Annotated in this window: 25 protein-coding genes and 1 riboswitch; of the genes, 14 read left to right on the top strand and 11 right to left on the bottom strand. The window is 69.6% G+C overall.

All coding sequences use genetic code 11. The features are described 5' to 3' along the window. Window positions 1–5: 5 nt before the first annotated feature. From G406_RS0134990 to G406_RS51820, 5 genes are all read right to left on the bottom strand, one after another. Window positions 6–836 (bottom strand): polysaccharide deacetylase family protein, encoded by an 831-nt coding sequence (locus G406_RS0134990; RefSeq protein ID WP_084216613.1) that lies wholly within the window; start codon window positions 834–836, stop codon window positions 6–8. A 40-nt stretch (window positions 837–876) separates the two neighbouring features. Then, window positions 877–2,514, bottom strand: coding sequence for a YveK family protein (locus tag G406_RS57485; RefSeq protein WP_156935320.1), 1,638 nt, complete (start codon window positions 2,512–2,514; stop codon window positions 877–879). 94 nt (window positions 2,515–2,608) lie between these two features. After that, window positions 2,609–3,262 carry a YveK family protein gene (locus G406_RS0134980; RefSeq protein ID WP_156935319.1) on the bottom strand — a complete coding sequence of 218 codons (654 nt, stop codon included), beginning with the start codon at window positions 3,260–3,262 and terminating at the stop codon, window positions 2,609–2,611. Between the two features lie 185 nt (window positions 3,263–3,447). Then, the gene (locus G406_RS0134975) at window positions 3,448–4,551 is read right to left on the bottom strand and encodes a DegT/DnrJ/EryC1/StrS family aminotransferase (RefSeq protein ID WP_028937427.1); all 1,104 of its coding nucleotides are present in this window, start codon (window positions 4,549–4,551) and stop codon (window positions 3,448–3,450) included. Beyond that, window positions 4,548–5,615 carry a Gfo/Idh/MocA family protein gene (locus tag G406_RS51820; protein ID WP_037080197.1) on the bottom strand — a complete coding sequence of 356 codons (1,068 nt, stop codon included), beginning with the start codon at window positions 5,613–5,615 and terminating at the stop codon, window positions 4,548–4,550. The genes G406_RS0134975 and G406_RS51820 overlap by 4 nt, the downstream gene beginning before the upstream one ends. Before the next feature lie 455 nt (window positions 5,616–6,070). Between G406_RS51820 and ctaD the strand changes: the two genes are divergently transcribed. The 3 genes from ctaD (at window position 6,071) to G406_RS0134955 (ending at window position 9,984) form a co-directional block, all read left to right on the top strand. Then, a complete protein-coding gene (ctaD, locus tag G406_RS0134965) occupies window positions 6,071–7,828 on the top strand; it encodes an aa3-type cytochrome oxidase subunit I (protein ID WP_028937426.1) in 1,758 nt (585 codons plus the stop codon). A 148-nt stretch (window positions 7,829–7,976) separates the two neighbouring features. Further along, complete coding sequence (gene serB / locus G406_RS0134960; RefSeq protein ID WP_028937425.1) at window positions 7,977–9,239, top strand: phosphoserine phosphatase SerB; 1,263 nt, start codon at window positions 7,977–7,979, stop codon at window positions 9,237–9,239. A gap of 55 nt (window positions 9,240–9,294) precedes the next feature. Continuing rightward, window positions 9,295–9,984, top strand: a complete 690-nt coding sequence (locus G406_RS0134955; RefSeq protein WP_084216655.1) for a peptidyl-tRNA hydrolase — start codon at window positions 9,295–9,297, stop codon at window positions 9,982–9,984. 32 nt (window positions 9,985–10,016) lie between these two features. Here G406_RS0134955 and G406_RS0134950 read toward each other — a convergent pair whose 3' ends face one another. From G406_RS0134950 to G406_RS0134940, 3 genes are all read right to left on the bottom strand, one after another. Beyond that, window positions 10,017–12,101 carry an ATP-dependent DNA helicase gene (locus G406_RS0134950; protein ID WP_483826428.1) on the bottom strand — a complete coding sequence of 695 codons (2,085 nt, stop codon included), beginning with the start codon at window positions 12,099–12,101 and terminating at the stop codon, window positions 10,017–10,019. A gap of 328 nt (window positions 12,102–12,429) precedes the next feature. Further along, window positions 12,430–12,981, bottom strand: a complete 552-nt coding sequence (locus G406_RS51815) for a nicotinamidase (RefSeq protein WP_037080194.1) — start codon at window positions 12,979–12,981, stop codon at window positions 12,430–12,432. After that, entirely contained in the window at window positions 12,981–14,279 is a 1,299-nt protein-coding gene (locus tag G406_RS0134940) for a nicotinate phosphoribosyltransferase (RefSeq protein ID WP_028937422.1), read from the bottom strand. Before G406_RS0134940 ends, G406_RS51815 begins: the two co-directional genes overlap by 1 nt. 97 nt (window positions 14,280–14,376) lie before the next feature. On the opposite strand from G406_RS0134940, the gene clpS reads away from it, so the two are divergent. Both clpS and G406_RS0134930 read left to right on the top strand, forming a co-directional pair. Beyond that, window positions 14,377–14,676 carry an ATP-dependent Clp protease adapter ClpS gene (gene clpS / locus G406_RS0134935; RefSeq protein WP_028937421.1) on the top strand — a complete coding sequence of 100 codons (300 nt, stop codon included), beginning with the start codon at window positions 14,377–14,379 and terminating at the stop codon, window positions 14,674–14,676. Further along, complete coding sequence (locus tag G406_RS0134930) at window positions 14,673–15,224, top strand: DUF2017 domain-containing protein (protein WP_028937420.1); 552 nt, start codon at window positions 14,673–14,675, stop codon at window positions 15,222–15,224. Before clpS ends, G406_RS0134930 begins: the two co-directional genes overlap by 4 nt. A 102-nt stretch (window positions 15,225–15,326) precedes the next feature. Here the strand turns inward: G406_RS0134930 and G406_RS51810 are convergent, their stop codons facing one another. Continuing rightward, complete coding sequence (locus tag G406_RS51810; protein WP_051343109.1) at window positions 15,327–15,668, bottom strand: DUF952 domain-containing protein; 342 nt, start codon at window positions 15,666–15,668, stop codon at window positions 15,327–15,329. 32 nt (window positions 15,669–15,700) lie between these two features. Between G406_RS51810 and G406_RS0134920 the strand changes: the two genes are divergently transcribed. The 4 genes from G406_RS0134920 to G406_RS0134905 all read left to right on the top strand — a co-directional run bounded on the left by G406_RS0134920 (window position 15,701) and on the right by G406_RS0134905 (window position 19,175). Next, the gene (locus tag G406_RS0134920) at window positions 15,701–16,765 is read left to right on the top strand and encodes a tartrate dehydrogenase (protein ID WP_028937419.1); all 1,065 of its coding nucleotides are present in this window, start codon (window positions 15,701–15,703) and stop codon (window positions 16,763–16,765) included. Between the two features lie 24 nt (window positions 16,766–16,789). Then, window positions 16,790–16,859, top strand: a riboswitch (guanidine-III (ykkC-III) riboswitch). Next, the gene (locus tag G406_RS0134915; protein ID WP_211241366.1) at window positions 16,826–17,143 is read left to right on the top strand and encodes a CBU_0592 family membrane protein; all 318 of its coding nucleotides are present in this window, start codon (window positions 16,826–16,828) and stop codon (window positions 17,141–17,143) included. (Overlaps the previous riboswitch by 34 nt.) A 381-nt stretch (window positions 17,144–17,524) precedes the next feature. Further along, window positions 17,525–18,706, top strand: a complete 1,182-nt coding sequence (locus tag G406_RS0134910) for an MFS transporter (protein WP_028937417.1) — start codon at window positions 17,525–17,527, stop codon at window positions 18,704–18,706. 13 nt (window positions 18,707–18,719) lie between these two features. Then, window positions 18,720–19,175 carry a MarR family winged helix-turn-helix transcriptional regulator gene (locus tag G406_RS0134905; protein ID WP_028937416.1) on the top strand — a complete coding sequence of 152 codons (456 nt, stop codon included), beginning with the start codon at window positions 18,720–18,722 and terminating at the stop codon, window positions 19,173–19,175. Between the two features lie 32 nt (window positions 19,176–19,207). Here the strand turns inward: G406_RS0134905 and G406_RS51805 are convergent, their stop codons facing one another. Both G406_RS51805 and G406_RS0134895 read right to left on the bottom strand, forming a co-directional pair. Then, window positions 19,208–20,191, bottom strand: a complete 984-nt coding sequence (locus G406_RS51805; protein ID WP_051343108.1) for an asparaginase — start codon at window positions 20,189–20,191, stop codon at window positions 19,208–19,210. Window positions 20,192–20,237: 46 nt separating this feature from the next. Beyond that, window positions 20,238–21,188, bottom strand: a complete 951-nt coding sequence (locus G406_RS0134895; protein ID WP_028937415.1) for an NADP-dependent oxidoreductase — start codon at window positions 21,186–21,188, stop codon at window positions 20,238–20,240. A 102-nt stretch (window positions 21,189–21,290) separates the two neighbouring features. Here G406_RS0134895 and G406_RS0134890 point away from each other — a divergent pair, with 102 nt between their 5' ends. The 5 genes from G406_RS0134890 (at window position 21,291) to G406_RS0134870 (ending at window position 24,268) form a co-directional block, all read left to right on the top strand. Then, complete coding sequence (locus G406_RS0134890) at window positions 21,291–21,701, top strand: winged helix-turn-helix transcriptional regulator (RefSeq protein WP_028937414.1); 411 nt, start codon at window positions 21,291–21,293, stop codon at window positions 21,699–21,701. A gap of 52 nt (window positions 21,702–21,753) precedes the next feature. After that, window positions 21,754–22,218 carry a M67 family metallopeptidase gene (locus tag G406_RS0134885; protein WP_028937413.1) on the top strand — a complete coding sequence of 155 codons (465 nt, stop codon included), beginning with the start codon at window positions 21,754–21,756 and terminating at the stop codon, window positions 22,216–22,218. A gap of 88 nt (window positions 22,219–22,306) precedes the next feature. After that, window positions 22,307–22,582 carry a MoaD/ThiS family protein gene (locus tag G406_RS0134880; protein ID WP_028937412.1) on the top strand — a complete coding sequence of 92 codons (276 nt, stop codon included), beginning with the start codon at window positions 22,307–22,309 and terminating at the stop codon, window positions 22,580–22,582. A 21-nt stretch (window positions 22,583–22,603) separates the two neighbouring features. Further along, window positions 22,604–23,554: a PLP-dependent cysteine synthase family protein gene (locus tag G406_RS0134875; protein WP_028937411.1), complete on the top strand. Its 951-nt coding sequence runs from the start codon at window positions 22,604–22,606 to the stop codon at window positions 23,552–23,554. Between the two features lie 81 nt (window positions 23,555–23,635). Next, window positions 23,636–24,268, top strand: coding sequence for a rhomboid family intramembrane serine protease (locus tag G406_RS0134870; RefSeq protein ID WP_051343107.1), 633 nt, complete (start codon window positions 23,636–23,638; stop codon window positions 24,266–24,268). Window positions 24,269–24,327 lie beyond the last annotated feature (59 nt).

Below are 24,327 nucleotides of genomic sequence, written 5' to 3'. Positions count from 1 at the left end.
GGAGGTTACCCGCCCTTCTGGGAGACCTGACGGTCCGTACTCGGCTGCCGGACGCCCTTCACGAGCTGCAACACTGCGCGCACCTTGTGGCGCAGCCACGGCGTGCGGCCGCCGACCCGGGACGCGGCGCGATACGCCAGGCTCAGCTTGAACTGGAACATCGCCAGTGAGTCGTGGCTCTTGACGAAGATGCGGTCGACGGCGAAGCGGCCGTGTTCCCTGGCCACGGCGAAGCTGACCGCGTACCCGGCGTCGGCCATGGCGCGCCGGGCCGTGGCGTCGTGTGTCCCGAACGGGTAGGCGAACGACCGGGCCGGGTAGCCCATCATCTTCGCCACCTCGTCGCGGGCCCGGACCACGTGCAGGTCCAGCTCCTCGGTGTCCATGCCGAACATCCGGCTGTGGTCCCAGCTGTGGACCCCGACCTCCATGAGCGAGCCGGCGAGCGTGGCGATCTCGTCCTTGCTCGACAGCTGCTCGGCGGCGTACACCGGGTTCCAGGTGATCGGGCCGCCCAGCACCGAGGGCGGCACGAACAGCACCGAGGGGATCCCGGCCTCCTCGAGGATCGGCGCCGCGGTGCGCAGCACCGACTCGTGACCGTCGTCGATCGTGACCAGGTAGGACTTCCTCGGAGCCGGTGCGCCGTCCAGGGTCGCCAGGAACTCGTCGAGGGTCAGGGCCCGCCAGCCACGTCTGCGCAGTAACGCCAGCTGATCCCGGAACATCTGCTCGGTGATGAACAGGCTCTCCGGGTCTCCGGCGGCTGGTGCCTCGCCGAAGTTGTGGTACATCAGCACCCTGGGCATCCGCCAGGACATGCGCCGTTCTGTCATGTGTGGGTACTCAGCTCCGGGTCTCAGTGGTCGTGACCACTTAGCTGCGGGTCCAGCGTCGGGTCAGGGTCACCGCGGTCATCAGGGCGATCAGCAGGCCACACACGCCACCGGTGAAACCGGCCAGCGAGACGTTCGGGAACGCCGGAGCGTCCAGCGAGTACGCCTGGCTCAGCACGGTCGACTGGTTGGCGGTGATGTTCATGCCGTCCAGCTGGGCCTGCAGCGCGGCGGCACGGGCCGCGAGCGCGGCGGTGTCGGCCGGCGTTGCTCCAGGCTGCGGCGTGGCCTGCTGCTTCTTCACCGCATCCAGCTGGGTCTGGACGTAGCCCTTCGGGCTACTCGCGTTCGACACCGTCAGGTACTGCTTGGCGATGGCGTTCGCCAGGTTGACCCCGCCTTCGCGGGTGTCGTCCCTGACCTCGAGCTGGATGATGCTGCTCTTGTCCGGGTTGGTGACCGAGACCTTCTTGGCGAGGCTCTCGACCGTGATGCCGTTCGCGTCGGCCACCGGTTGCAGCACGTTGCGGCTGGTCAGCAGCACCTGCTGGGTGGTGAGGTTGCGATCGGTCTTCAGGAAGTCGCCGGTGTTCTGGTTGGCGATGTTGTACTGGATCGTGACCCGGGCCGCGTACTGCGTCGGCAGCACGAGCGCGACCAGGTAGCCCAGTGCGGCACCCAGCAGGAGCAGGACGACGAACAGCGACACGAGCTTGCTGCGCTGGCCGGCGGACAGCTGCTTCCTCGGCGGGGGCAGCGGGGCGTAGCGCGGACCGGCCGGCATGGGCGGGCCGGGCATCCGCATGCCGGGCGGGGGGCCGGGCAGCGGCTGACGGCCTCGCGGTGGCGCGCTGGCCGGCGTCGAGGTCCGAGGGGCCGGCGCCGAGCTGGACGAGGAGCCCGACGTCGCGGGCTTGCTGCTGCTGGACGCGAACTTGTTGCTCGTCGCGGGCTTGCTGCTGCTCGCGGGCTTGGCGCTGGTGGAGGGGGCGGCCGAGGACGCAGCGGGGGAGCCGCTGTCCTTGGAGCTGGGGGAACCGCTGGAGCTGCCGGAACCGCCCGACGACGAACCCGCCGAGCCGCTGGAGCCGGAGCTCTTCGTGGCCGGCCTGCTCGGCGCGGACGAACCACCCGAGCCCGAGCCGCTCGAACCGGAGCTGCCCGAACTCGGACCGCTCGAACTCGGACCGCTCGAACTCGGACCGCTCGAACTCGGACCGCTCGTGGCCGGCCTGCTCGCGGGCGGGGTGCTGGTGCCCGAGCCGCCGGTGGCGGGCCTGCTGGGTGAAGGGGTCCCGGAGCCGGACCCCGAGCCGCCGGTAGCGGGCCTGCTGGGGGCGGATGAGCTGCCGGAGCCGAAGTCCCCGGAACCCGAGCCGCCGGTGGACGACCTGCTGGGAGCGGGCCCGCCGGCGCCGGAGCCGCCGGTCGCCGGCCTGCTGGGGGTGGCGGGACCACCGGAGCCGGCGCCGTTGGGGCCTGCCGTGCTGGGCCTGTTGGGCGGTGTCGAGGGCCTGCCGGAGCTGCTTCCGCCCTGTGTGGGGGCGGGCGGCGGCGGGGTCTGCGGACGCCTCACCGGCAGCGGACCCGCGACGTTGCTCGGCGGCGGGTTCTTCGCGGGCCGCTGTTTGTCCGACGCTCGGTCGGTGTTGCGGGCCGCGTCTGAGGCGCGCGTCATGCTGAACTCCCTGGACGGACGGCACGGGCTTGCGGTCCATGGTGCCTGTCCGAGTGTGTTGCTGTCCCGTTCTGGTTGTCCGGCGCCATCGTCATCAACTCCGCGTCCAACGTCGGGACAGCCAGATGGCCACCAGTGCGGCGAGCACGATGCCACACAGGGCACCGGTGGCCGCGGTGAAGGCCGGGTTCGGGAAGACACGGTCGGTGACCGAGTAGGCCGGAGTCAGGATGCTCGCCTGGGTCCCCGCGATCGCCTCGGTGTCCAGCTGGCCCTGCAGCGACATGACGCGGGCCTGGATGCCCGCCGATGTCGCCGCGGTGGCGGTCGTGAGCTGCTTCTTCGCGTCGTCGAGCTGGCCCTGCAGGTACGTGGTGGGGCTGCCGGCCTGGACGACCTTCAGGTACTGCTTGCCGATCGCGTCGGCTAGCTGGACACCGGTCTCCCTGACCGGGTGGATCACGTCGACCTGGATGACACCGCTGGGCTGGACGTCCGGCCCGCCGTCACCGACGAGCGTCGCCTTGGTGTCCTTGGTCAGGTCGTCGACCGAGATGCCGTTCGCGTCGGCGACCGGACCGAGCACCGCGCGGCTGGTCACCACGACCAGCTGGGTGCTCAGGTCGCGGTTGGTCTTGAGGTTGTCGCTGGCGTCCTCGGCGGACACCTGGTAGAGCAGCTGCGTGCGCGCCGCGTAGAGCGACTGCATCGGCAGCGTCACGGCCATACCGGCGGCCGTGCCCAACATGATGATCACCAACGCGATCAGCCCCAGACGCGACCCCTGCGCCGGCGTCAGACTCCGCCTGGGCGGCGGCGGTGGCGCAAAGCGAGGGCCGGGCGGCCGGATCGGCGGACCGGGCCGAGCGCCGCTCTGAACGGAACTCGGGGAGCTACCGCTCCCCGAGTTCCGTGTCGCGTCTGAGGGACGCGTCATCCCGTGACACCTCTGAGTACCTCACACACCCGGCTGACCTGCTGCTCGGTCATGTTGGGCGACATCGGCAGCGACAGGATGCGCTCGGCGGCCGCCTCGACGACCGGGAGGCTCTCGGTGAACTGGGTGTACGCCGAGTCGAGGTGACACGGGGTCTTGTAGTGCAGACCCCAGCCGACCCCGGCCTCGTCCAACGCGGTGCAGACCTTGTCGCGGTTCTCCACCTCGACGACGGCCACGTGGTGCACGGCAGCCGCCTTGGGGTGCGTGGACACCGGGCGCACCGCGCTCGGCAGCTCCTCGACGTACTGCTTCCAGGCGCGCAGCCGTCCCGCGTTGGCCTTGTCCAGCCCGCGCAGCTTGATCGACAGACCGGCCGCGAGGACCGAGTCCATCCGGCTGTTCCGGCCCACCAGGTCGTGCAGGAACCGGCTCTCGGCGGATCGGCCGTGGTCGGCGATCCGACGGATCTTGTCGGCCAGCTCGGTGTCCTGGGTGACCACGGCACCGGCGTCGCCGAGCGCGCCGAGGTTCTTGCCCGGGTAGAAGCTGAACCCGGTCGCCACGCCCTGGCTGCCGGCGCGCTTGCCGTCGAACTCGGCGCCCTGGGCCTGCGCGGCGTCCTCGATGAACGCGATGCCGTGCCGGCGGGTCACCTCGAGCACGCGGTCGATGTCGACCATCTGCCCGAACAGGTGCACACCGATGACCGCGGCGGTGTTCTTGTTCACCGCGGCGTTGGCGGCGTCCGGGTCGATCAGCAGCGTGTCCGGCAGCACATCGACGAACCGGGGGCGAGCGCCCACGTAGAGCACGGCCTCGACGGTAGCGATGAACGTGTTCGCCGGCACGATGACCTCGTCGCCGGGGCCGATGCCCAGGCCCTTGAGGATCAGCTCCAGCGCGTCGGTGCCGTTGCCGCAGCCGACGGCCGCGCGGGCCTGGCAGTACTCGGCGAACTCGGCCTCGAACTTGCCGACCTCGGGACCGCCGATGAACTTGCCGTGGCCGAGCACGGTGCTGAACGCGGCCTCGTACTCCGCGCGCAGGTCACCGTTGACCGACGCCAGGTCGAGGAACGGGACGGGCTGCTCGCTCATGACCGCACCATCCGGTGGCCGTTGCCGACGGAGGCGAGGTCGAGGTTGCCCGACAGGTGCGCCGGTGCCCCGGTCGCGCCCGCGACGTCGGTCGCGGCCAGCACCTTGACGATGTCCAGACCGCGCTGGCCCGGCGTGCGGGGCTCGGCGCCGGTGCGGACGCACTCGATGAAGTGGCTGTCCTGGACCAGCAGCGGCTCCTGGAACGGCACGAACGGCGAGACGATGTCGCCGGTCCGGTAGCTGACCGGGAAGCCGTGCGAGGCGTCGTCGTCGACCTTCTTCGGGTCGACACCGACGTCGTAGATCCGGATCCGCTCGTTGTCGGACATGTCGTTGTAGACGGCCATCTTCTTCTCGCCGACCACGGTGACCCGGCGGGTCTTCTCCGGGTGCAGCCAGGAGAGGTGCACGAACGCCGGTGCGCCGGACTTCTCGAACTCCAGCTTCAGGTACGCGACGTCGGCGTGCTCGGTGCCGATGTTGTGCTGCGCCCAGACCGACACGGTCTGCGGCACCTCGTCCAGCAGGTACGACACGATCGAGATGTCGTGCGGCGCCAGGTCCCAGATGACGTTGCAGTCGGTCTGGTAGCGGCCCAGGCTCAGCCGGGCGGCGTCGATGTAGAGGACGCGCCCGAGCTCACCGGAGCTGATGATCTCCTTCAGCTTCCAGACGGCCGGGTTGTACTCGAAGGTGTGCCCCACCATCAGGCGGGCGCCGGACTTCTCCGAGGCGGCGACGAGCGCCTCGGCCTCCTCGATGGAGTTGGCCAGCGGCTTCTCGATCAGCGTGTGCAGGCCGGCTTCCAGTGCCTGGAGCCCGACGTTCGCGTGGATACCCGGCGGGGTCGCCACGACGACGGCGTCCTGCGACTCGAGTTCCTCGGAGAGGTCGGTTGCGATCCGGCACGACGGGAAGCTGGCCATCGCCTCGCGCAGCCGTTGCTGGTCGTTGTCGATCACGGTGACCTCGACATCGGGCAGGCTGTTGAGCACACGTACGTGCTTCGAACCCCAGTACCCGTAACCGACCACCCCGACGCGCGTGGGTGTGCGACCCATCAATTGACCTCCGTTGCTTCAGTCTCTGGTCGGGTGTTCCTCGTAACCCGGACCAGACCGGATCTCCGTGACCCCCCGCGATGCCCCCGATATGTTCTCGGTGCGTTTCCGCGGGTCGTTACGGGCTCCATCTTCAGTAGGTTCGGATGTAGCGTCAAAGTCATAGGCGTCATAACGGCGCCCGGCCTTACGGGGCCGTAGGCCTTGCTCGTCGGGTCAGACCCCGTCAACGACCGTACCCGCGTCCTCAGGAACGCCCGCGGGTGCACCCTCGGGTGATCTCAGAATGCTGTCAGACGCACCCGGGCCCGAGTGGGCATCACCACATCGCCGGCACGCGTCGGCTGGTCGGGGCCACATGACGTGCCCGTCCGGGTACCGCCGCTTAGGCCGAGTGGGCGGCCGCGGTTAGGATTCCGCCAGGCCAACCCAGCGCCGGAGTGCAGGAGGCAGTCGTGACCGCCGTTAGTCCCACGCCGATTTCGCCGCAGCCGTATCCGGCGCGGCGTGCGGTCAAGGGCACGTCCCTGGTGCGTTTCTTGCACACCACGGACCCGAAGGACATCGGGATTCTCTACCTGGTGACCTCGTTCGCCTTCTTCATGGCGGGCGGAGCGATGGCGCTGCTGATGCGCGCCGAGCTCGCTCGACCGGGTACCCAGTTCCTCTCGCCAGAGCAGTTCAACCAGCTGTTCACCATGCACGGCACGATCATGCTGCTGCTGTACGCGACGCCGATCCTGTTCGGTTTCGCGAACTACATCATGCCGTTGCAGATCGGCTCGCCGGACGTGGCTTTCCCCCGGTTGAACGCCTTCTCCTACTGGCTGTTCCTGTTCGGTGGCATCACCGTGCTGTCCGGGTTCCTGACCCCCGGTGGTGCCGCGGACTTCGGCTGGTTCGCCTACACCCCGCTGTCGAACGCGACGCACTCCCCGGGTGTCGGCGCGGACCTGTGGATCATGGGTCTGGTCGTCGCCGGTCTGGGCACGATCCTGGGTGGGGTGAACATGCTCACCACCGTGATCTGCCTGCGCGCACCCGGTATGACCATGTTCCGGATGCCGGTGTTCACCTGGAACATCTTCATCACCACGATCCTGATCCTGATCGCGTTCCCGGTGCTGACCGCCGCGCTGCTGGGGCTGGAGGTCGACCGCCACCTCGGTGGCCACGTGTTCGACCCGGCCAACGGTGGCGTGATCCTGTGGCAGCACCTGTTCTGGTTCTTCGGCCACCCCGAGGTCTACATCGTCGCCCTGCCGTTCTTCGGCATCGTGACCGAGGTCTTCCCGGTGTTCAGCCGTAAGCCGCTGTTCGGCTACAAGGCCCTGGTCTACGCGACGATCTCGATCGCGGCGCTGTCCGTGGCGGTGTGGGCGCACCACATGTACGCCACCGGCGCGGTGCTGCTCGCGTTCTTCTCGTTCACCACGTTCCTGATCGCCATCCCGACCGGCATCAAGTTCTTCAACTGGATCGGCACCATGTGGAAGGGGCAGCTGACCTTCGAGACGCCGATGCTGTTCGCGGTCGGCTTCCTGGTCACGTTCCTGTTCGGTGGTCTGACCGGCATTCTGCTGGCCTCGCCGCCGGTCGACTTCCACGTGTCGGACACGTACTTCGTGGTGGCGCACTTCCACTACGTGCTGTTCGGCACGATCGTGTTCGCCACCTACTCCGGCATCTACTTCTGGTTCCCGAAGATGACCGGCCGGATGATGGACGAGACGCTGGGCAAGGTGCACTTCTGGCTCACCTTCTTCGGCTTCCACGCCACCTTCCTGGTCCAGCACTGGGTCGGCGCCGAAGGCATGCCCCGCCGCTACATCGACTACCTGCCCTCCGACGGGTTCACCACGCTGAACACGATCTCCTCGATCGGCGCGTTCATCCTGGGCACCTCGACCCTGCCGTTCATCTGGAACGTCTTCCGCAGCTACCGCTACGGGCGCGTGGTCACGGTCGACGACCCGTGGGGCTACGGCAACTCGCTGGAGTGGGCGACCACCTGCCCGCCGCCCCGGCACAACTTCACCGAGCTGCCCCGCATCCGCTCCGAGCGCCCCGCGTTCGAGCTGCACTACCCGCACCTGGTCCAGCGGCTGCGCGACGAGGCGCACACCGGCAAGAAGCACGCCACGCCGTCGGAGCTGGCCTCGGCGAAGACCGGGCCGGAGATTTTGCCCAACGGCGACCCGAAGGACAACTGAGTCCTCCCTCTGTGAGGGGTAAGTGGTTCTACCCCGAAGGGGCGCCGAAGGCGTAGCGCCACTCAGCACTCACGACACGTTCTTCGTCGTGAGTGCTGAGTGGCGCTATAGGACCACTTACCACTCACAGGTTTGTCGAGGAGGCTGCGTGAGCGGCGATGTCACGGTCCTGATCACTGTCACCGGGCCGGACCGGCCCGGGGTGAGCTCGGTGCTGTTCACCGCGCTGACCCGCCATGGGGTCGAGCTGCTCGACGTCGAGCAGGTGGTGATCCAGGGGCGGCTGACCCTGGGAACCCTGGTCGCGACCGACCGGGACCCGGAGGGTCTGCAGGAAGCGATCGAGCAGTCGATGGCGACCGTCGGGATGAGCGTGCACATCACCGTGCAGCGGGCCTCGCAGGCGGACCGGGAATCGGAGCTGCGGCGCGCCTCCACCCACGTCGTCGTGGTGCTCGGACAGCCCATCACGGCGCGTGCGTTCGGTGAGGTGGCCCGTGCGCTCGCCGAGGTCGGCGCCAACATCGACTCCATCCGCCGGGTCGCCGACTACCCGGTCACCGGCCTGGAGCTGATGGTCTCGCCGGACCCGAACGACCACGTCGACTACCCGCACGGCGCTCTGCGCGCGAAGCTCGTCGAGGTCGCGGCCTCCGTGGGTGTCGACGTGGCGGTGGAACGGGTCGGTCTCGCCCGCCGCAGCAAGCGGCTGATCGTGTTCGACGTCGACTCGACGCTCATCACCGGTGAGGTCATCGAGATGCTCGCGGCGAAGGCCGGTGACGAGGCGCAGGAGGAGGTCCGCGCGGTCACCGAGGCCGCGATGCGCGGCGAGCTGGACTTCACCGAGTCACTGCGCCGCCGGGTGTCGGTGCTGGCCGGGCTGCCGGTGTCGGTGCTCGACGAGGTCGCGGACAGCCTCGAGCTCACCCCCGGCGCGCGCACCACGATCCGGACGCTCAAGCGGCTGGGTTACCGGTGCGGCGTCGTGTCCGGTGGTTTCACCACGGTCGTGCGGCGGCTCGTGGACGAGCTGGGCCTGGACTTCTGCGCGGCGAACGAGCTGGAAGTGGTCGACGGGAAGCTGACCGGCCAGGTGGTCGGCTCGGACGGCGAGATCATCGACCGCGCAGGCAAGGCGGTCGCGCTGCGCCGGTTCGCCCAGGAGTACGACATCCCGCTGGAGCAGTGCGTCGCGGTCGGTGACGGCGCGAACGACATCGACATGCTGTCCACCGCCGGGCTGGGTGTGGCGTTCAACGCCAAGCCCGCGCTGCGTGAGGTGGCCGACACCGCGCTGTCGGTGCCCTACCTCGACGTCGTGCTGTTCGTGCTGGGCATCACCCGCGACGAGGTCGAGGTGGCGGACGCCGCCGAGGGTCTGCTGCGGCGGGTTCCGCTTGTCCCGTGACCTGCTGGCGCCGCTGGCCGCGCGCTACGTGCACTGGTTGCGGCTGCCCGAGGAGATGACCTCGGACACCTCCGACGAGGACCCGGCGCTGGTCCGTGCAATGCCGATGGTCCTGCGCATCGAACGTGCCGAGCCGCCGTCACGGACCGCGCTGCTGGAAGCGGCCGCCGCGTCAGCGCTGGCGGTGTGCCTCGACGAGCGTGCCGCGCCCGGTGGGGAGTGGCACCCGGACGTGTCGACCTGGGTGGCCGGGCGCATCCGGAAGGTGTCCCGGCGGGCCAGGGGAGCGCACTGGGCGGCCGTGCAGGAGCTTCCCGGGGTGACCGTGACGGTCGACGGGGCCTCGGTGCGTTCGCTGGTGCCCGGGCTGGTCACGGAGCTTCCGCGTGAGGTGTCCCGGCTGCAGATCTCCGGCACCGAGCTGCCGGCGGACTCACCGGGCGTGCCGGCTCCCGGGCTCCCGATGGTGTGGCTGAACCCCGGCGTCGAACTGACGGTCGGCAAGGCCGCCGCGCAGGTCGGTCACGCGACGATGATCCTGGCCGCCGCCCTGCCGCCCGAGGCGTTGGACTCCTGGCGGGCGAACGGTCTGCGCACCGCGGTCCGTACCGCGTCCCCCGGGCAGTGGTCCGAGCTGATGGCCGCGGGTTCAGGCGCGGACCGCTCGACGGTCCTGGTCCGCGACGCGGGCTTCACCGAGGTCACCCCCGGCACCGTCACCTGCGCGGCCCACTTCCCCTCGTGAGTGTTGAGTGTGGCTATAGCCACACTCAACACTCACGAGGGTTTGGTGGCCAGACGGCGGAGGGCGGCCCTGACGACCTCGGGATCGGTGGTCGGCCAGAACGGCGGCAGTGACGCGCGCAGGAAGCCGCCGTAGCGGGCCGTCGCCAGGCGCGGATCCAGGATCGCCACCACGCCCCGGTCGTCCATGCCGCGCAGCAGACGGCCGGCGCCCTGCGCCAGCAAGAGTGCGGCGTGGGTGGCCGACACGGTCAGGAAGCCGTTACCTCCACGGGAGTCGACCGCGCGCTGCCTCGCCGACACCAGCGGGTCGTCCGGGCGCGGGAACGGGATGCGGTCGATCAGCACCAGCCGCAGTGACCGGCCCGGCACGTCGACGCCCTGCCACAGCGACAGTGTGCCGAACAGACACGTCGCGTCGTCCTCGGCGAACCGCTTCACCAGCAGCCCGGTCGAGTCGTCGCCCTGGCACAGGATCGGCTGCTCCAGGCGGGGCCGCAGCGCCTCGGTCGCCTGCTTCGCCGCGCGCATCGAGGAGAACAGGCCCAGCGTGCCGCCCTCGGCGGCGGTGACCAGCTCGGCGATCTCGTCCAGGTACGCCTTGGGCAGCCCGTCGCGGCCCGGGGTTGGCAGGTGTTTGGCGACGTACAGGATGCCGGCGCGCTCGTGCTGGAACGGCGAGCCGACGTCCAGCCCCGACCACTTCGGCACGTCGGCGTCCGCGATCGGGTCGACTTCCTCCTTGCCGTCCTTCAGCTCGGCGCCCTCCGGCTTCGGCTTCTCCGCCGGTAGACCCCACTGGCGGGCCAGCGCGTCGAACGAGCCGCCGAGGGTCAGCGTCGCCGACGTCAGCACCACGGTGCGCGGGCCGAACAGCCGCTCCCGCAGCAACCCACCGACCGACAGCGGCGCGACCCGCAGCACCCGGCCCCTGGAGGCGTCCGGACCCTGCTCGGCCAGCCACACGACGTCGTAGCGCTTGGCCGGGTCCTCCTCGACGAACGCCGCCAACAGCCGCGCCGACGTCTCGTTGACCTCGTCGAGCAGCGCCAGCGCCAGCTTGCGGGAAGTCGCGTGGTCCGGGTCCTCCTTGCGCTCAGGGCCCAGCCCCGTGCGGCACGCCGACGTGGCATCCCTGACCGCGGTCAACGCACCGGCGACCGGCGCGGGCAGCGTCGACTCCCACCGGCCCAGCGGGGCGTCGGTGAGCACCATGTCCAAGCCCTCGGACGCCTCTTCGAGACGGTCCGCGACGGCCTGGTCGATGAGCTTGCCGCAGCGCCGGGCCGCCGTGGCGACCATCGCGGAGGTCAGCTCGGCGGTGGCGACCCCGGTGACCCGGTCGACCAGATCGTGCGCCTCGTCGACGACGACCACGTCGTGCTCGGGCAGGATCGTGCTGTTCTCCAACGCGTCGATCGCCAGCAGCGCGTGGTTCGTGACCACGATGTCCGCCCGCCCGGCCTCGTGGCGGGCCCGCTCGGCGAAACAGTCCGTGCCGACCGGGCAGCGCGACACCCCGAGGCACTCCCGCGCGGTCACCGACACCTGCCGCCACGCCGAGTCCGGAACCCCCGGCACCAGCTCGTCCCGATCGCCCGTGTCGGTGTCCGACGACCACTCGTGCAACCGCTTCACGTGCCGCCCCATCGCGGAGATGGCAAACGGGTCGAACAGCTGGTCGGCATCGTCCACCGGGTCCGGACCGCTCAACCGGTGCAGACACAGGTAGTTGCGCCGCCCCTTGAGGATGGCGAACGTGGGCTTGCGGCCCAGCACCGGCTTGAGCGCCTCGGCCAGCCGAGGCAGGTCCCGGTCGACCAGCTGACGCTGCAACGCGATGGTCGCGGTCGAGATCACCACGGTCGTGTCGTTGGCGATCGCGTGCCGGATCGACGGAACCAGGTAGGCCAGCGACTTGCCGGTGCCGGTGCCGGCCTGAACGGCCAGGTGCCGGCCCTTGACCAGCGAGTCACGGACCGCGCGCACCATCTGCTGCTGCCCCTCCCGGGGCGCGCCCCCGACGGCGTCCACCGCGGCGCTGAGCAGCTCATCCACTCCCGGCAGATCGATGCCGCTGGGAGTGGGTGGGGTGAGTTTCGCGGTAACGCTCGGCACGCCGAGTGACGCTACTAGGCGGCACCGACAGCCTGGCCCTTCGGGCCTGCTGTGTCTCCGGCGGCTTCCGCGCGGAGTTTTTCTGTGACCACCCCGGCTCGCGCGAGCGCTCGCTGGGGTACTCCCAGAAAAACAAGCTCCTTCGTCGCCGGGCGCGCGCTTGTGCCCACCTGGGGAGCCGCCCTGGCAGTTGGCGACATTGGTTGCCGACATTCACTACGCCGGCCTTCGCCGGAACTCCTTCGGAGCTCTCGCGGAGCCAACTTTCACCGCGCCGCTGCCTCTGGCTCATACCTTGCGGTGTCACCAGGGGGACTAGCTCGCACGCTCAGACCACCGCGACTCCGTTGGTCTCCAGGTCGGTCAGGGTTGCGCGGGTGGACTCGGGGGCCACGCCGGCGGTCAGGTCGGTCAGGACCGTCGTGGTGAAACCTTCCCTGGCCGCGTCCAGGGCGGTGGCCCTGACGCAGTAGTCCGTGGCTATGCCGACCACGTCCACCTCGGTGATGTTCCTGGTCCGCAGCCAGTCGGCCAAGCCGGTTCCGCCGGGTTCGGCGCCCTCGAAACCCGAGTAGGCGGCGGTGTACTCGCCCTTGGAGAACACCGCGCGGATCGGGGCCACGTCGAGCGCCGGATGGAACGCGGCACCGGGGGTTCCGGCACGGCAGTGGACCGGCCACGAGTTCACGTAGTCGGGCGTCTCGCTGAAGTGGTCACCGGGATCGACGTGGTAGTCCCTCGTGGCCACCACCTGGTCGTAGCCGCCGCCGAGAGCGTGGGCGTTGATCCGCTCGGCGACCGAGGCGCCGCCCCGCACCGCCAGCGAGCCGCCTTCGCAGAAGTCGATCTGCACGTCGACGATGATCAGCGCCCGGCCCATCAGCGGCCGCCCTGGTCGAAGACGGTCGGGATCGCCGGTTCACCCCGGGACAGCTTGAGGCCCTCCCACGGCACCGAGATCAAGGCCGCGCGCAGGCGCTCGCGGGACTGTTCGAGAGTCTCCAGCCCGTCAACCGGGTCGCCGCCGACCACCAGCGGCACCGGCAGCACCCGGTCGTGCTGGCCGGGAGTGATCGGGTCGGCCGTCTGGAACACGTGCTCCTCCAGCGCGGTGCCCGTCGGCTTGAAACGGCGCAGCGCCGACTTGCGCCCGCCCCGCGACTCCTTCGCCGAGCTGCGCTTGGCCACCGGGCGGCCGTCCACCTCGACGAGCTTGTAGACCATGCCCGCTGTCGGCGCGCCGGAACCGGTCACCAGCGAGGTCCCCACCCCGTAGGCGTCGACCGGCTCGGCGCGCAGCGCGGCGATCGCGTACTCGTCCAGGTCGCCGGACAGCACGACCCTGGTGGCCTTCGCGCCGAGTGAGTCGAGCTGCTCGCGGGCCTGGCGGGCCAGCTCACCGAGGTCGCCGGAGTCGATCCGGATGGCGCCCAGCTCCGTCCCGGCCGCCGCGACCGCCCGCTCGATGCCGGCGGTGATGTCGTAGGTGTCCACCAGCAGCGTCGTCTTGACCCCCGCGCTGGCGATCTGGCTGGTGAACGCCTGCTGCTCGTCGTCGTGCAGCAACACGTAGGCGTGAGCGGCCGTGCCGGTGGTCGGGATGCCGTAACGCCTGCCCGCCTCCAGGTTGGAGGTGCTGGCGAAACCGGCCAGGTAGGCGGCCCGCGCGGCGGCCACCGCGCTCTCCTCGTGGGTGCGCCGGGAACCCATCTCGATCAACGGCCGGCCGGCGGCCGCCGCGACCATCCTGGCCGCCGCCGACGCGATCGCGCAGTCGTGGTTGAAGATCGACAGTGCCAGCGTCTCGAGGATCACGGCCTCGCCGAACGTCCCGGTGACGGTCAGGACCGGGGAGCCGGGGAAGTACAGCTCACCCTCGCGGTAGCCGTGGACGTCCCCGGTGAACCGGTAGTCGGCCAGCCAGTCGAGCGTCTCCCTGCTGATCGCGCCGGACTCGGCGAGCGAGTCCAGCTCGGCGTCACCGAAGCGGAACCGGGAGATGGCCTCCAGCAGCCGCGCCGTCCCGGCGACGACGCCGTAGCGGCGGCCGTCCGGCAGACGTCGCGCGAACAACTCGAACGTGCACCGTCGAGACGCCGTGCCGTCGGCCAGCGCGGCGGCCAGCATGGTCAGCTCGTAGCGGTCGGTGAGCAGCCCGGTGCTGCCGTCGAAGCTCATAACAGCAGAGGGTAGGCGACGCACCGCGCGTGTCGGTCAGGTTTCGGATGGTGACCGGGCGTGCGCGACACTTGTCGGTGATGTCACCATAGGGGTCATGGCAGCCGCACCACTTCCCTCGCCGACCCAAGAGGTCGAGCAGGTCGCGGACGAGACCACCGCCGTCGAGGTGCCGTGGCAGACGATCGTGTGGAACGACCCGGTCAACCTGATGTCCTACGTGACGCTGGTTTTCCAGAAGCTGTTCGGCTACGACAGGGCCAAGGCGACGAAGCTCATGCTCGACGTGCACCAGCTCGGCCGGGCCACCGTGTCCTCGGGCAGCCGGGAGAAGGTCGAGGGTGACGTGGCGAAGCTGCACGCCGCCGGCCTCTGGGCCACCATGCAGCGCTCGTGAACGGTTGGCGCAAACACGGCCGCGGCACGAAGGTGCGGCTGGTCGGGCTCTTCGACGAGAACGAGGCACGCCTGCTGCGCGGCCTCATCACGCAGGTCCGCGACATGCTGCAGGAACGCCACGGCGAGGTCCCGCAGGACGAGCTCGCGCTGCTGACCGGCATTTCCTCGGGCCACTCCAGCCCACCGGAGGACGCGGTGCTGGCCCGGTTGCTCCCGGACTTCCACCGGGAGGACTCCGAGATGGCCAGCATGCTGCGTTCGGTGCGTGAGCCGGAGCTGATCCAGGCCAAGACCGAGGCCGCCGAGACGATTCTGGAGACCTGCCCGCCCGAGGGCGGCAAGGTGGAGCTGACCGTCGACCAGGCCGACTCGTGGCTCGCGGCGCTCAACGACATCCGTCTGGCACTGGGCACCACGCTGGGTGTGACCGAGGACATGCCGGAAGAACCGCCCGAGGACGAGTCGGCGGCGGCCCACCTCGGCGTATACCAGTGGCTGACGTTCGTCCAGGACGCCCTGGTCCAGACACGCGCGGTCCTGCTCTAGCCACTCCGCCGGTTCCAGACACTCCGCGAGTCGGGGTTCTCAGCACACCGAGCCGGTGGTTTCGGCACATGTGGGTGTGCCGAAACGCCCGACTCGGTGTGCTCACACGCCCGACTCGCGGGTTGGCGGAGGCGCCAGCGGGCGGGTGTGGACGACCGCGCCGGTGTTCAGGGGGCCGTAGATGTGCGGGAAGAGTTCGTCGGTACCGGGGGCGGGTTCGTACTTGATCTCCGGCTCCACCAGGTCCTCGTCGATCTCCAGGACGATCAGGCCCGGCTCGCCCGCGTAGAAACGGCTGGCGGTCCCCGCTACCTGGGCAGCGGTGCTGGCGTGGATGAAGCCCTGCTCGGCGAGCGTCACACCGCGCGTCGACATCGTGTAGCTACCGGCGGCGAGAGCCTTGTCCCACTCCGTCGCGTAGGTGATGTGGTAGATCAGTCCCACGGATGCTCCAGGTGTTTGGTCTGATGTAGGGCATGGCTACCACGCATCGCATCGCGCTGATCCCCGGGGACGGGATCGGCAAGGAGGTACTGCCCGCCGCCCGTGAGGTCCTGGACGTCGTCGGGCGCAGGCACGGCCTGACCCTGGCCTACGACGAGTTCGACTGGTCCTGCGAACGCTACGCACGCGAAGGCGCGATGATGCCGGAGGACGGCGTCGAGCAGGTCCGAGGCCATGACGCGATCTTCCTCGGCGCCGTCGGGTTCCCCGGCGTCCCGGACCACATCTCGCTGTGGGGGCTGCTGATCCCGTTCCGCCGCGCGTTCCAGCAGTACGTGAACCTGCGGCCGATCCGCGTGTTCGAGGGCGTGCCCAGCCCGTTGCGCAATGCCACCCCCGCCGATGTGGACCTCGTCGTCGTGCGGGAGAACGTCGAAGGCGAGTACAGCGAGGTCGGCGGCCGGTTCGCGCGCGGGTTCCCGGAGGAGATGGCGGTCCAGGAGGCCGTGTTCACCCGCGCCGGTGTGACCCGCATCGCCGACTACGCGTTCGACCTCGCCACCCGCCGTGGCGGTGGCCTGACCTCGGCGACCAAGTCCAACGGCATCGTGCACACCATGCCGTTCTGGGACCAGGTCGTCGCGGAACGAGCCGCCGAGCACCCGAGCGTCACCTGGAACTCCGAACACATCGACGCACTGTGCGCGAAGCTCGTGCTCGACCCGGCACGGTTCGACGTCATCGTCGCCTCCAACCTGTTCGGCGACATCCTCAGCGACCTGGCGGCGGCCCTGGCCGGCAGCATCGGCATGGCGCCCGCGGGCAACATCAACCCCGAGCACGACCACCCCTCGATGTTCGAGCCGGTGCACGGCTCCGCACCGGACATCGCGGGCAAGGGCATCGCCAACCCGATCGGTGCGATCTGGACCGGCGCCATGATGCTGGAGCATCTCGGTCACCCCGAAGCCGCGCGGGAGGTCCTTGCCGCCGTCACCCGGGTGCTCGCCGAGACCGAGGCCCGTACCGCCGACCTCGGCGGCAAGGCGACCACCTCGGAGTTCACCGCACAGGTGACGGAGTTCATCGGCCGCTGATGAATCTTCAGATATAATAGCGAACGGTGGGCGCGTTCTGTGCCCGCTCCGGACGAGAGCGTGACCGTACCCGGCCTGGACAAGACGGCGCGCGACTACGCCATGACTCTTGTTGATCTCATCGAAATCGGCGGCTCACTGCTCGTGCTCGCCGCCTTCGCCGCAGCGCAGCTGAACCGGCTGGACTCGCACTCGCTGGTCTACCTGGTGCTGAACCTCGTCGGTTCGGCTGTGCTGGCCACCATCGCGCTGATGCAGTCTTCCTGGGGCTTCCTGCTGCTGGAAGGCACGTGGGCGATCGTGTCGGCGATCTCTCTCCTGTTGGGCCTGTTCCGCGCTCACAATCCTCAAGAGGCCCCCTCCGGGGGCCGTCTTTAGGATTTTCGGCTGTCTTGTCGGGCCTGTTCCGCGCGGAGTTTTTCTGTGACCACCCCCTCGGCTTCGCCGTCGGGGGTACTCCCAGAAAAACAAGCCGACTTCGTCGGCCGGGCGCGCGCTTGTTGTCGCCTGGGGAGCCGCCCTGGTAGCGGGGTGGGGTGTTGCGGACATTCAGTACGCCGGCCTTCGCCGGAACTCCTTCGGAGACTCGCGGAGCCGACTTAGCTGTGGCTGGGTTCGCTCTGGCCGGCTTGGCTGTGGCTGGCTTCGGGCGGGGTGTGGTTCAGGTCTCTTGGACTGTGCTTGCGCGGGTATGCCGCGTCTGCAATCGTTGCAGACGCGGGATAAATGCGTGTGCATCTTCAGGGAGGTGTGAGTGACATGCCGGTAGGTCTCATCGCGCTGGCACTGGGTGGGTTCGGTATCGGGTTGACCGAGTTCGTGATCATGGGGTTGCTGCCTGAGATCGCGGCGGACTTCGCGGTCAGTGAGCCGGTCGCCGGTTACCTGATCTCCGGGTACGCGCTCGCCGTCGCGGTCGGCGGTATCGGGCTGACCGCGGCGGTCACCCGGTTCGACCGCAAACGCGTACTGATGGCCCTCATGGGGTTGTTCATCGCGGGCAACCTGCTCTCGGCGCTCGCGCCGTCCTACGCGCTGCTCATGACCGGACGCATCGTCGCGGCGCTGTGTCACGGGGCGTTCTTCGGCGTCGGCGCGGTCGTCGCGGCCGATATGGTCGACAGCAACAAGCGGGCCGGCGCCATCGCCATGATGTTCACCGGGCTCACCCTGGCCAACGTGCTCGGTGTGCCGTTCGGCACGTTCCTCGGTCAGCAGCTCGGCTGGCGCTCCACGTTCTGGGCGATCACCGTGATCGGCGTGATCGCGCTCGCCGGCATCAGGTTCCTGGTGCCGACCACACCGGCGGCGGAAGGTGCGAGCCTGCGCGCCGAGATGCGGGTCTTCCGTCGTCCCCAGGTCTGGGCGTCGATCGTGGTGACCGTGCTGGGCTTCGGCGGCATGTTCGGCGGCTTCACCTACATCGCGTTCACCCTGACCAGGGTCAGCGGGTTCGCCGACAGCACCGTGCCGTGGCTGCTCATTCTGTTCGGCGTCGGCCTGTTCGTCGGTAACGTCGTCGGCGGCAAGGCCGCCGACCGGGCGCTGACCGGGTCGCTGGTGGTCATCCTGGCGCTGCTCACCGTGGTGCTCGTGGTGTTCTCGCTGACGGCGCACAGTCAGGTCATGACGGTCATCTCGTTGCTGCTGATGGGTGCGACCGGCTTCGCCACCGTGCCCGGTCTGCAGCTGCGGATCATGGGGTACGCCCAGGACGCCCCGACCATGGCCTCGGGCAGCAACATCGCCGCGTTCAACATCGGCAACGCGCTCGGCGCGTGGCTCGGTGGGCTCGCCATCGCCGCTGGTCTGGGGTTCGCCGCTCCGCTGTGGGTCGGTGCGATCGTCACCGTCGCCGGCCTCGTCGTGCTGATCGTCGCGTCGGTGGCTGCTCGTCGTCACCCGTCCGAGCGGGATACCGTGATGGCGGGGACGGTCTGAGAGAGGTGGACTCGTGTCGCTGGCGGATGACGAGGTCGAGGCCCAGGTACACGGCTGGCGGCTGCTCGCGGTCCTGCACGCCCGGATCGAGTCGCGGCTGGAGCGCGTCCTCGGCGCCGAGCACGACCTGAGCGTCAGTGAGTACGGCGTGCTGGAGCTGCTGTCCCGGCAGGAGGAGCACCACCTGCGGATGAACCAGCTGGCCACCGCGATGGCGCTGAGCCAGAGCGCCACCACCCGGCTGGTGAACCGCCTGGAGGACCGGGGGCTGCTGGCCCGCTACCTGTGTCCGACCGACCGGCGCGGCATCTACAGCGAGGTCACGGCGGCCGGTTTCGAGCTGCTGACGCTGGCCCGGCCGACGCACAACGCGACCCTGGCCGCCGAGCTGGCCGAGGCGTCCCAGAATCCCGAGATGGCCCACCTGGTCGCCGCGATCGGCGTCGTCGAGGGCGCGGTCACCTCGTGAGTGGTACGGGCGCCTCCAGGCGCCCGTACCACTCACGAGAGCTGTTCGAACGTATCGGCGAAGGTTGCCCGGTCCGCGCCTGAGGCCAGCAACAGGTGCAGCAGGACGCGGGACTTGTAGGGGTCGAGCGAGCCCGCGCTGATCAGGCCACGCCGGGCCAGGTCGCGGTCCGAGCCGGGGAAGCTGTAGGTGGTGCGCAGGATCGGGCCCGCGCCGGTGCGTGAGGCGATCACGACCGGCATCCGGGCGGTCAGCCGGTCTATCCGGTCCAGCAGCGGCCCCGGCACGTGCCCGCCGCCCAGCCCCGCGATGACCAGGCCCTGGTAGCGCTCGTCGATCGCGTCGAGCACACCGCCGTCGTCGCCGAGGTAGGTCGTCACCACGGCGACGTTGGCGGGCGGAGTGGGGGTGACCGGCCGGATCGTCGGCGCGGGGGACAGACGCCGGTGCAATCGGACGACGTTCTCCGACACCCGCCCCAGTGGCCCGGCGTCCGGCGAGACGAACGCGGCGGTGCTGGTGGTGTGGGCCTTGCGGACCGAGCGGGCGGCGTGGATCTCGTCGTTGAAGACCACCAGCGCGCCCAGGCCCCTGGCCTGCTCGTTCGTGGCGACCTGGATCGCGGCGAGCAGGTTGGCGGGTCCGTCGGGGCCGGCGAGGGTCGGGTTGCGCATCGCGCCGGTCAACACGAGCGGCACCGCCGGATCGGTGACCAGGTCCAGGTAGAACGAGCTCTCCTCGAGCGTGTCGGTCCCCTGGGTGATCACGATCCCGTCGTGGCGCGGTGCTTCGGCGGCGATCAGGTCGCTGAGCTGGGCCAGGTCGTCGAGGGTCAGCGACGCGCTGGACACCGAGCGGAACGTGCTGGCCGAGACCTCGACGCCGGAGCTGTCGAGCCCGGGGACGGCGGCCAGCAGCGTGGCGGCGTCGAGGTTCGGCAGTACGCCGCCCTTGCCGTCGCTCGCCGATGCGATGGTTCCGCCGAGCGCGAGTACACAAACGGTTGGGTTGGCCACCCGTCGACGTTAACAGTGCGGCGGTTCGTCGACGGATGGCCGCCGGTCACGGGACGAGGACCAGGCGCCCGCGCAGGCCGCCCTCGGCGAACCTCTGGTGCGCCAGGACGGCTTTGTCCAGCGGGAACGTCTCGGCGACCCTCGGGGTCAGCCGCCCGGCCTCGGCGTGGGCGACCAGCTCGGCGAGCTGGCGCCCGTCCGCGTCGACGTACTGGTGACGGACCGTCGTGCCGCGCAGCGGGAACACGGTCGCGGCCGCGACGACCGTGACGAACGAGCCACCGTTGCGCAGTGCGTCGTGCGCTGCCATGTCCAGTACCGCGGCGTCGAGGACACCGTCCACGCCGCCCGGGACCAGCGCGCGGACCGCCTGGCCGAGTGCCACGCCTGCGTCGGTCTCCTCACGGGGGACGAACCATTCCGCGCCGAAGCCCCGGACGAGCTCCTCGTCGGCGGCGGCGGCGGTGCCCACCACCCGCAGCCCTCGGATGACCGCCAGCTCGACGGCGTAGCCGCCCACCGCGCCCGCCGCCCCGGTGACCAGCACCGTCGCCCCGGCGTCCAGGTCGAGCAGATCGAGTGCCTGAACGGCGGTGAGTGCGTTGAGCGGCAGGGTCGCCGCCTGCTCCGGTGACAGTCCGCGTGGCGCGACGGCCACCGCCCGGGTGTCCAGCACGATCTGCTCGGCGTAACCGGAGGTCGGTAGGTTCAGGCGGTCCGACAGCCCGATCACCGCATCACCGGGCGCGAGCTCGGTGACGCCGGCGCCGACCTCCTCGACGACCCCGGCCACGTCCCAGCCGATGCCGATCGAGCCGCGGCTCGGGGTCATGCCGATCTGGGCCGCGCCTCCGCTACGTACGAACCCGTCGACCGGGTTCACTCCCGCCGCCCGCACCCTGATGCGCACCTGACCCGGCCCGGGCGTCGGTACGGGAACGTCGACGATCTCCAGGGCCTCGGGGCCACCCGGGTTGCGTACCACCACTGCTCGCATGTCCATCTCCTCCTCGGGAACTCGCGGAGGTCACCGTATGAACTGCTACTCTCCATCAGGAAGTAGGCACCTGGAAGTGCGTAGGTCACCTGAAGGAGAGTCATGGCGACCCAGACGGCCGTGCAGCGACGCCAGCTCGACGCAGTCGCCTACAACGCCTTCCTGCGGGACTGCCCCACGCAGAAGCTGCTCGACCGGATCAGTGACAAGTGGGTGAGCCTCGTGCTGGTGGCGCTCGCCGGCGGGTCCCAGCGCTACAGCGAGCTGCTGCGCACGATGCCCGGGGTGAGCCAGAAGATGCTCACCCAGACACTGCGCAGCCTGGAACGGGACGGTCTGGTCTCGCGCCGGGTCACCGCGAGCGTGCCGGTTCGGGTCGACTACGAGCTGACCGAGCTGGGCACCACGCTGCTGCCGGTGATGCGCGCGATCAAGGACTGGGCCGAGTGCTACATCGAGGACGTGGACGCCGCGCGGGAACGCTACGACTCCCAGGTCAACGCTTCGGTGTGAGAAGTACCGACATTAGATGCGCACCGTCAGAAGCAGCCCGTAGGCTGTAGCGGTGCTGGTGATCCGAAAAGATCTCGTGGACGAGATCGTTGCGCATGCTCGGCGGGATCATCCCGACGAGTGCTGCGGTGTGATCGCTGGACCGGAAGGCACGGACCGCCCCGAGCGGTTCATCCCGATGATCAACGCTGCTCGGTCACCGACGTTCTACGAGTTCGAGTCCGGTGACCTGCTCCGGCTGTATCGGGAGATGGACGCCAATGACGAGGTGCCCGTGGTGATCTACCACTCGCACACCGCCACCCAGGCGTACCCGTCGCGCACCGATGTGTCCTACGCGTCCGAACCGGAGGCGCACTACGTGCTGGTCTCCACGCGGGACGACCAGGACACCGAGGAGCCCGAGTTCCGGTCCTATCGCATCGTGGACGGTGAGATTTCCGAAGAGTCGGTCGAGGTGGTCGAGAGCTACATGTTCTCCCACACCGGCGCCGACGACGTCCCTGATTGTCGCTGAGCTCCGCCGCGCGGGCGGAATCATCCGATCCGTCGCGATGTTTTCCCACTAGACAATTCCCGGCTCGGCCGCACCATCAGGAGGACACATGGCCGTCACTGTCTCGATTCCCACCATCCTGCGCACGCACACCGGCGGCGAGAAGTCCGTCCAGGCGAACGGCAGCACCGTCGACGAGGTCATCACCGACCTGGACAACAACCACGGCGGCATCAAGGCCCGCCTGGTCAAGGACGGTTCACTGCACCGCTTCGTGAACATCTACGTCAACGACGAGGACGTCCGTTTCTCCGGTGGCCTCGAGGCTCCCGTTGCCGACGGCGACTCGCTGACCATCCTGCCGGCGGTAGCCGGCGGGGTCTGATCCGGCGGGGGAGGACGACCAGTGGCTCGCTATGACTCCCTGCTGCACGCGGTAGGGGACACCCCGCTGGTCGGACTGCCGTCCTTCTCGTCCGCCGAGCACGTACGGCTGTGGGCGAAGCTGGAGGATCGCAACCCGACCGGTTCGATCAAGGATCGCCCCGCGCTCGCCATGATCGAGGCGGCCGAAGCGGACGGGCGGCTGCGTCCCGGCTGCACGGTGCTGGAGCCGACCTCGGGCAACACCGGCATCTCGCTGGCGATGGCCGCGAAGCTCAAGGGCTACAAGCTGGTCTGCGTCATGCCGGAGAACACCTCGGAGGAGCGGCGCCAGCTGCTCACCATGTACGGCGCGCGGATCATCTCCTCGCCCGCCGCCGGTGGTTCCAACCAGGCGGTGGCGGTGGCCAAGAAACTGGCCGCCGAGAACCCCGACTGGGTGATGCTCTACCAGTACGGCAACCCGGAGAACGCCCGCGCGCACTACCGCACGACCGGGCCGGAGATCCTGCGTGACCTGCCGAGCGTCACGCACTTCGTCGCCGGGCTGGGCACGACCGGCACGCTCGTCGGCACCGGCCGGTTCCTGCGTGAGCACAAGCCGGACGTGCAGATCATCGCCGCCGAGCCGCGCTACGGCGAGCTCGTGTACGGGCTGCGCAACCTCGACGAGGGTTTCGTGCCCGAGCTGTACGACCCCTCGGTGCTGACCGGCCGCTACTCGGTCGGCAGTTTCGACGCGCTGCGGCGCACCCGCGAGCTGGTGGAGAAGGAAGGCATCTTCGCCGGCATCTCCACCGGTGGCGTCCTGCACGCCGCGCTGGCGCTGGCCGAGAAGGCGGCGGGCAGCGCGGAACCGGCCGACATCGTGCTCGTGGTGGCCGACGCGGGCTGGAAGTACCTCTCGACGGGCGCCTACGCGGGCGACCTGGAGGAGAGCGCCGAAGCCCTCGACGGCCAACTCTGGGCCTAACTGACCCGTGAGTGTTTTGGGCTGCCATGGCAACCCAAAACACTCACGGGCTCTGACGTGGGCTCGCGTAATGTCGAAGGCATGGTGACTCCCGCCCGGCCCAGGTCGGCAGCCAGGGTTCTGCCGGTGCGGCCGTTCAGCGCCGCCGCGACGATGTTGCTGTTCACCTTCGCGCTGTACGTGATCGAGGCCTACGACGTCAGCACCGGGCTGCGGCTCGACGCGGAGGACGGGATCGTCGCGGGCGACCCGGACCACCTGGTGGGCGTGCTGTGGGCGCCGCTGCTGCACGCCGGATGGCTGCACCTGTGGTCGAACACGCTGCCCTTCCTGATCTTCGGGTTCCTCGCGATGGCGGGTGGTCTCCGGCAGTTCCTGTTCGTCACCGCGGTCATCTGGGTGATCAGCGGCCTGGGGGTCTGGCTGCTGTCGCCGCAGGGCTCGGTGACGGTCGGCGCGTCCGGGGTGATCTTCGGCTGGCTGATGTTCCTGCTGTTCCGCGGTTTCTTCGCCGGCAGCGTGAAGCAGATCCTGCTGGCCGTGGTGTTGTTCTTCTTCTGGGGCGGTGTGCTGTTCGGGGTGATCCCCGGTCAGCCGGGCATCTCCTGGCAGGCGCATCTGTTCGGCGCGCTGGCCGGGATACTGTGCGCTCGGATGGTGGCTCGCGCCGACCGGCAACGGCGGCTCTCGCAGGAACCGGTGATGCCTCGGTGAAACCCTGGGTTCGTACGTCCGACAGCTTTCGCGGGCTGCCGGTGGATGCGCCGATCGGC

Origin of the sequence: Actinospineispora spinosispora DSM 44797, from assembly GCF_000429025.1 — a bacterium.
GTDB lineage: Bacteria > Actinomycetota > Actinomycetes > Mycobacteriales > Pseudonocardiaceae > Pseudonocardia > Pseudonocardia spinosispora.
Note: the sequence above shows the minus strand (reverse complement) of the source record. Positions and strands in the feature narration are given on the sequence as shown.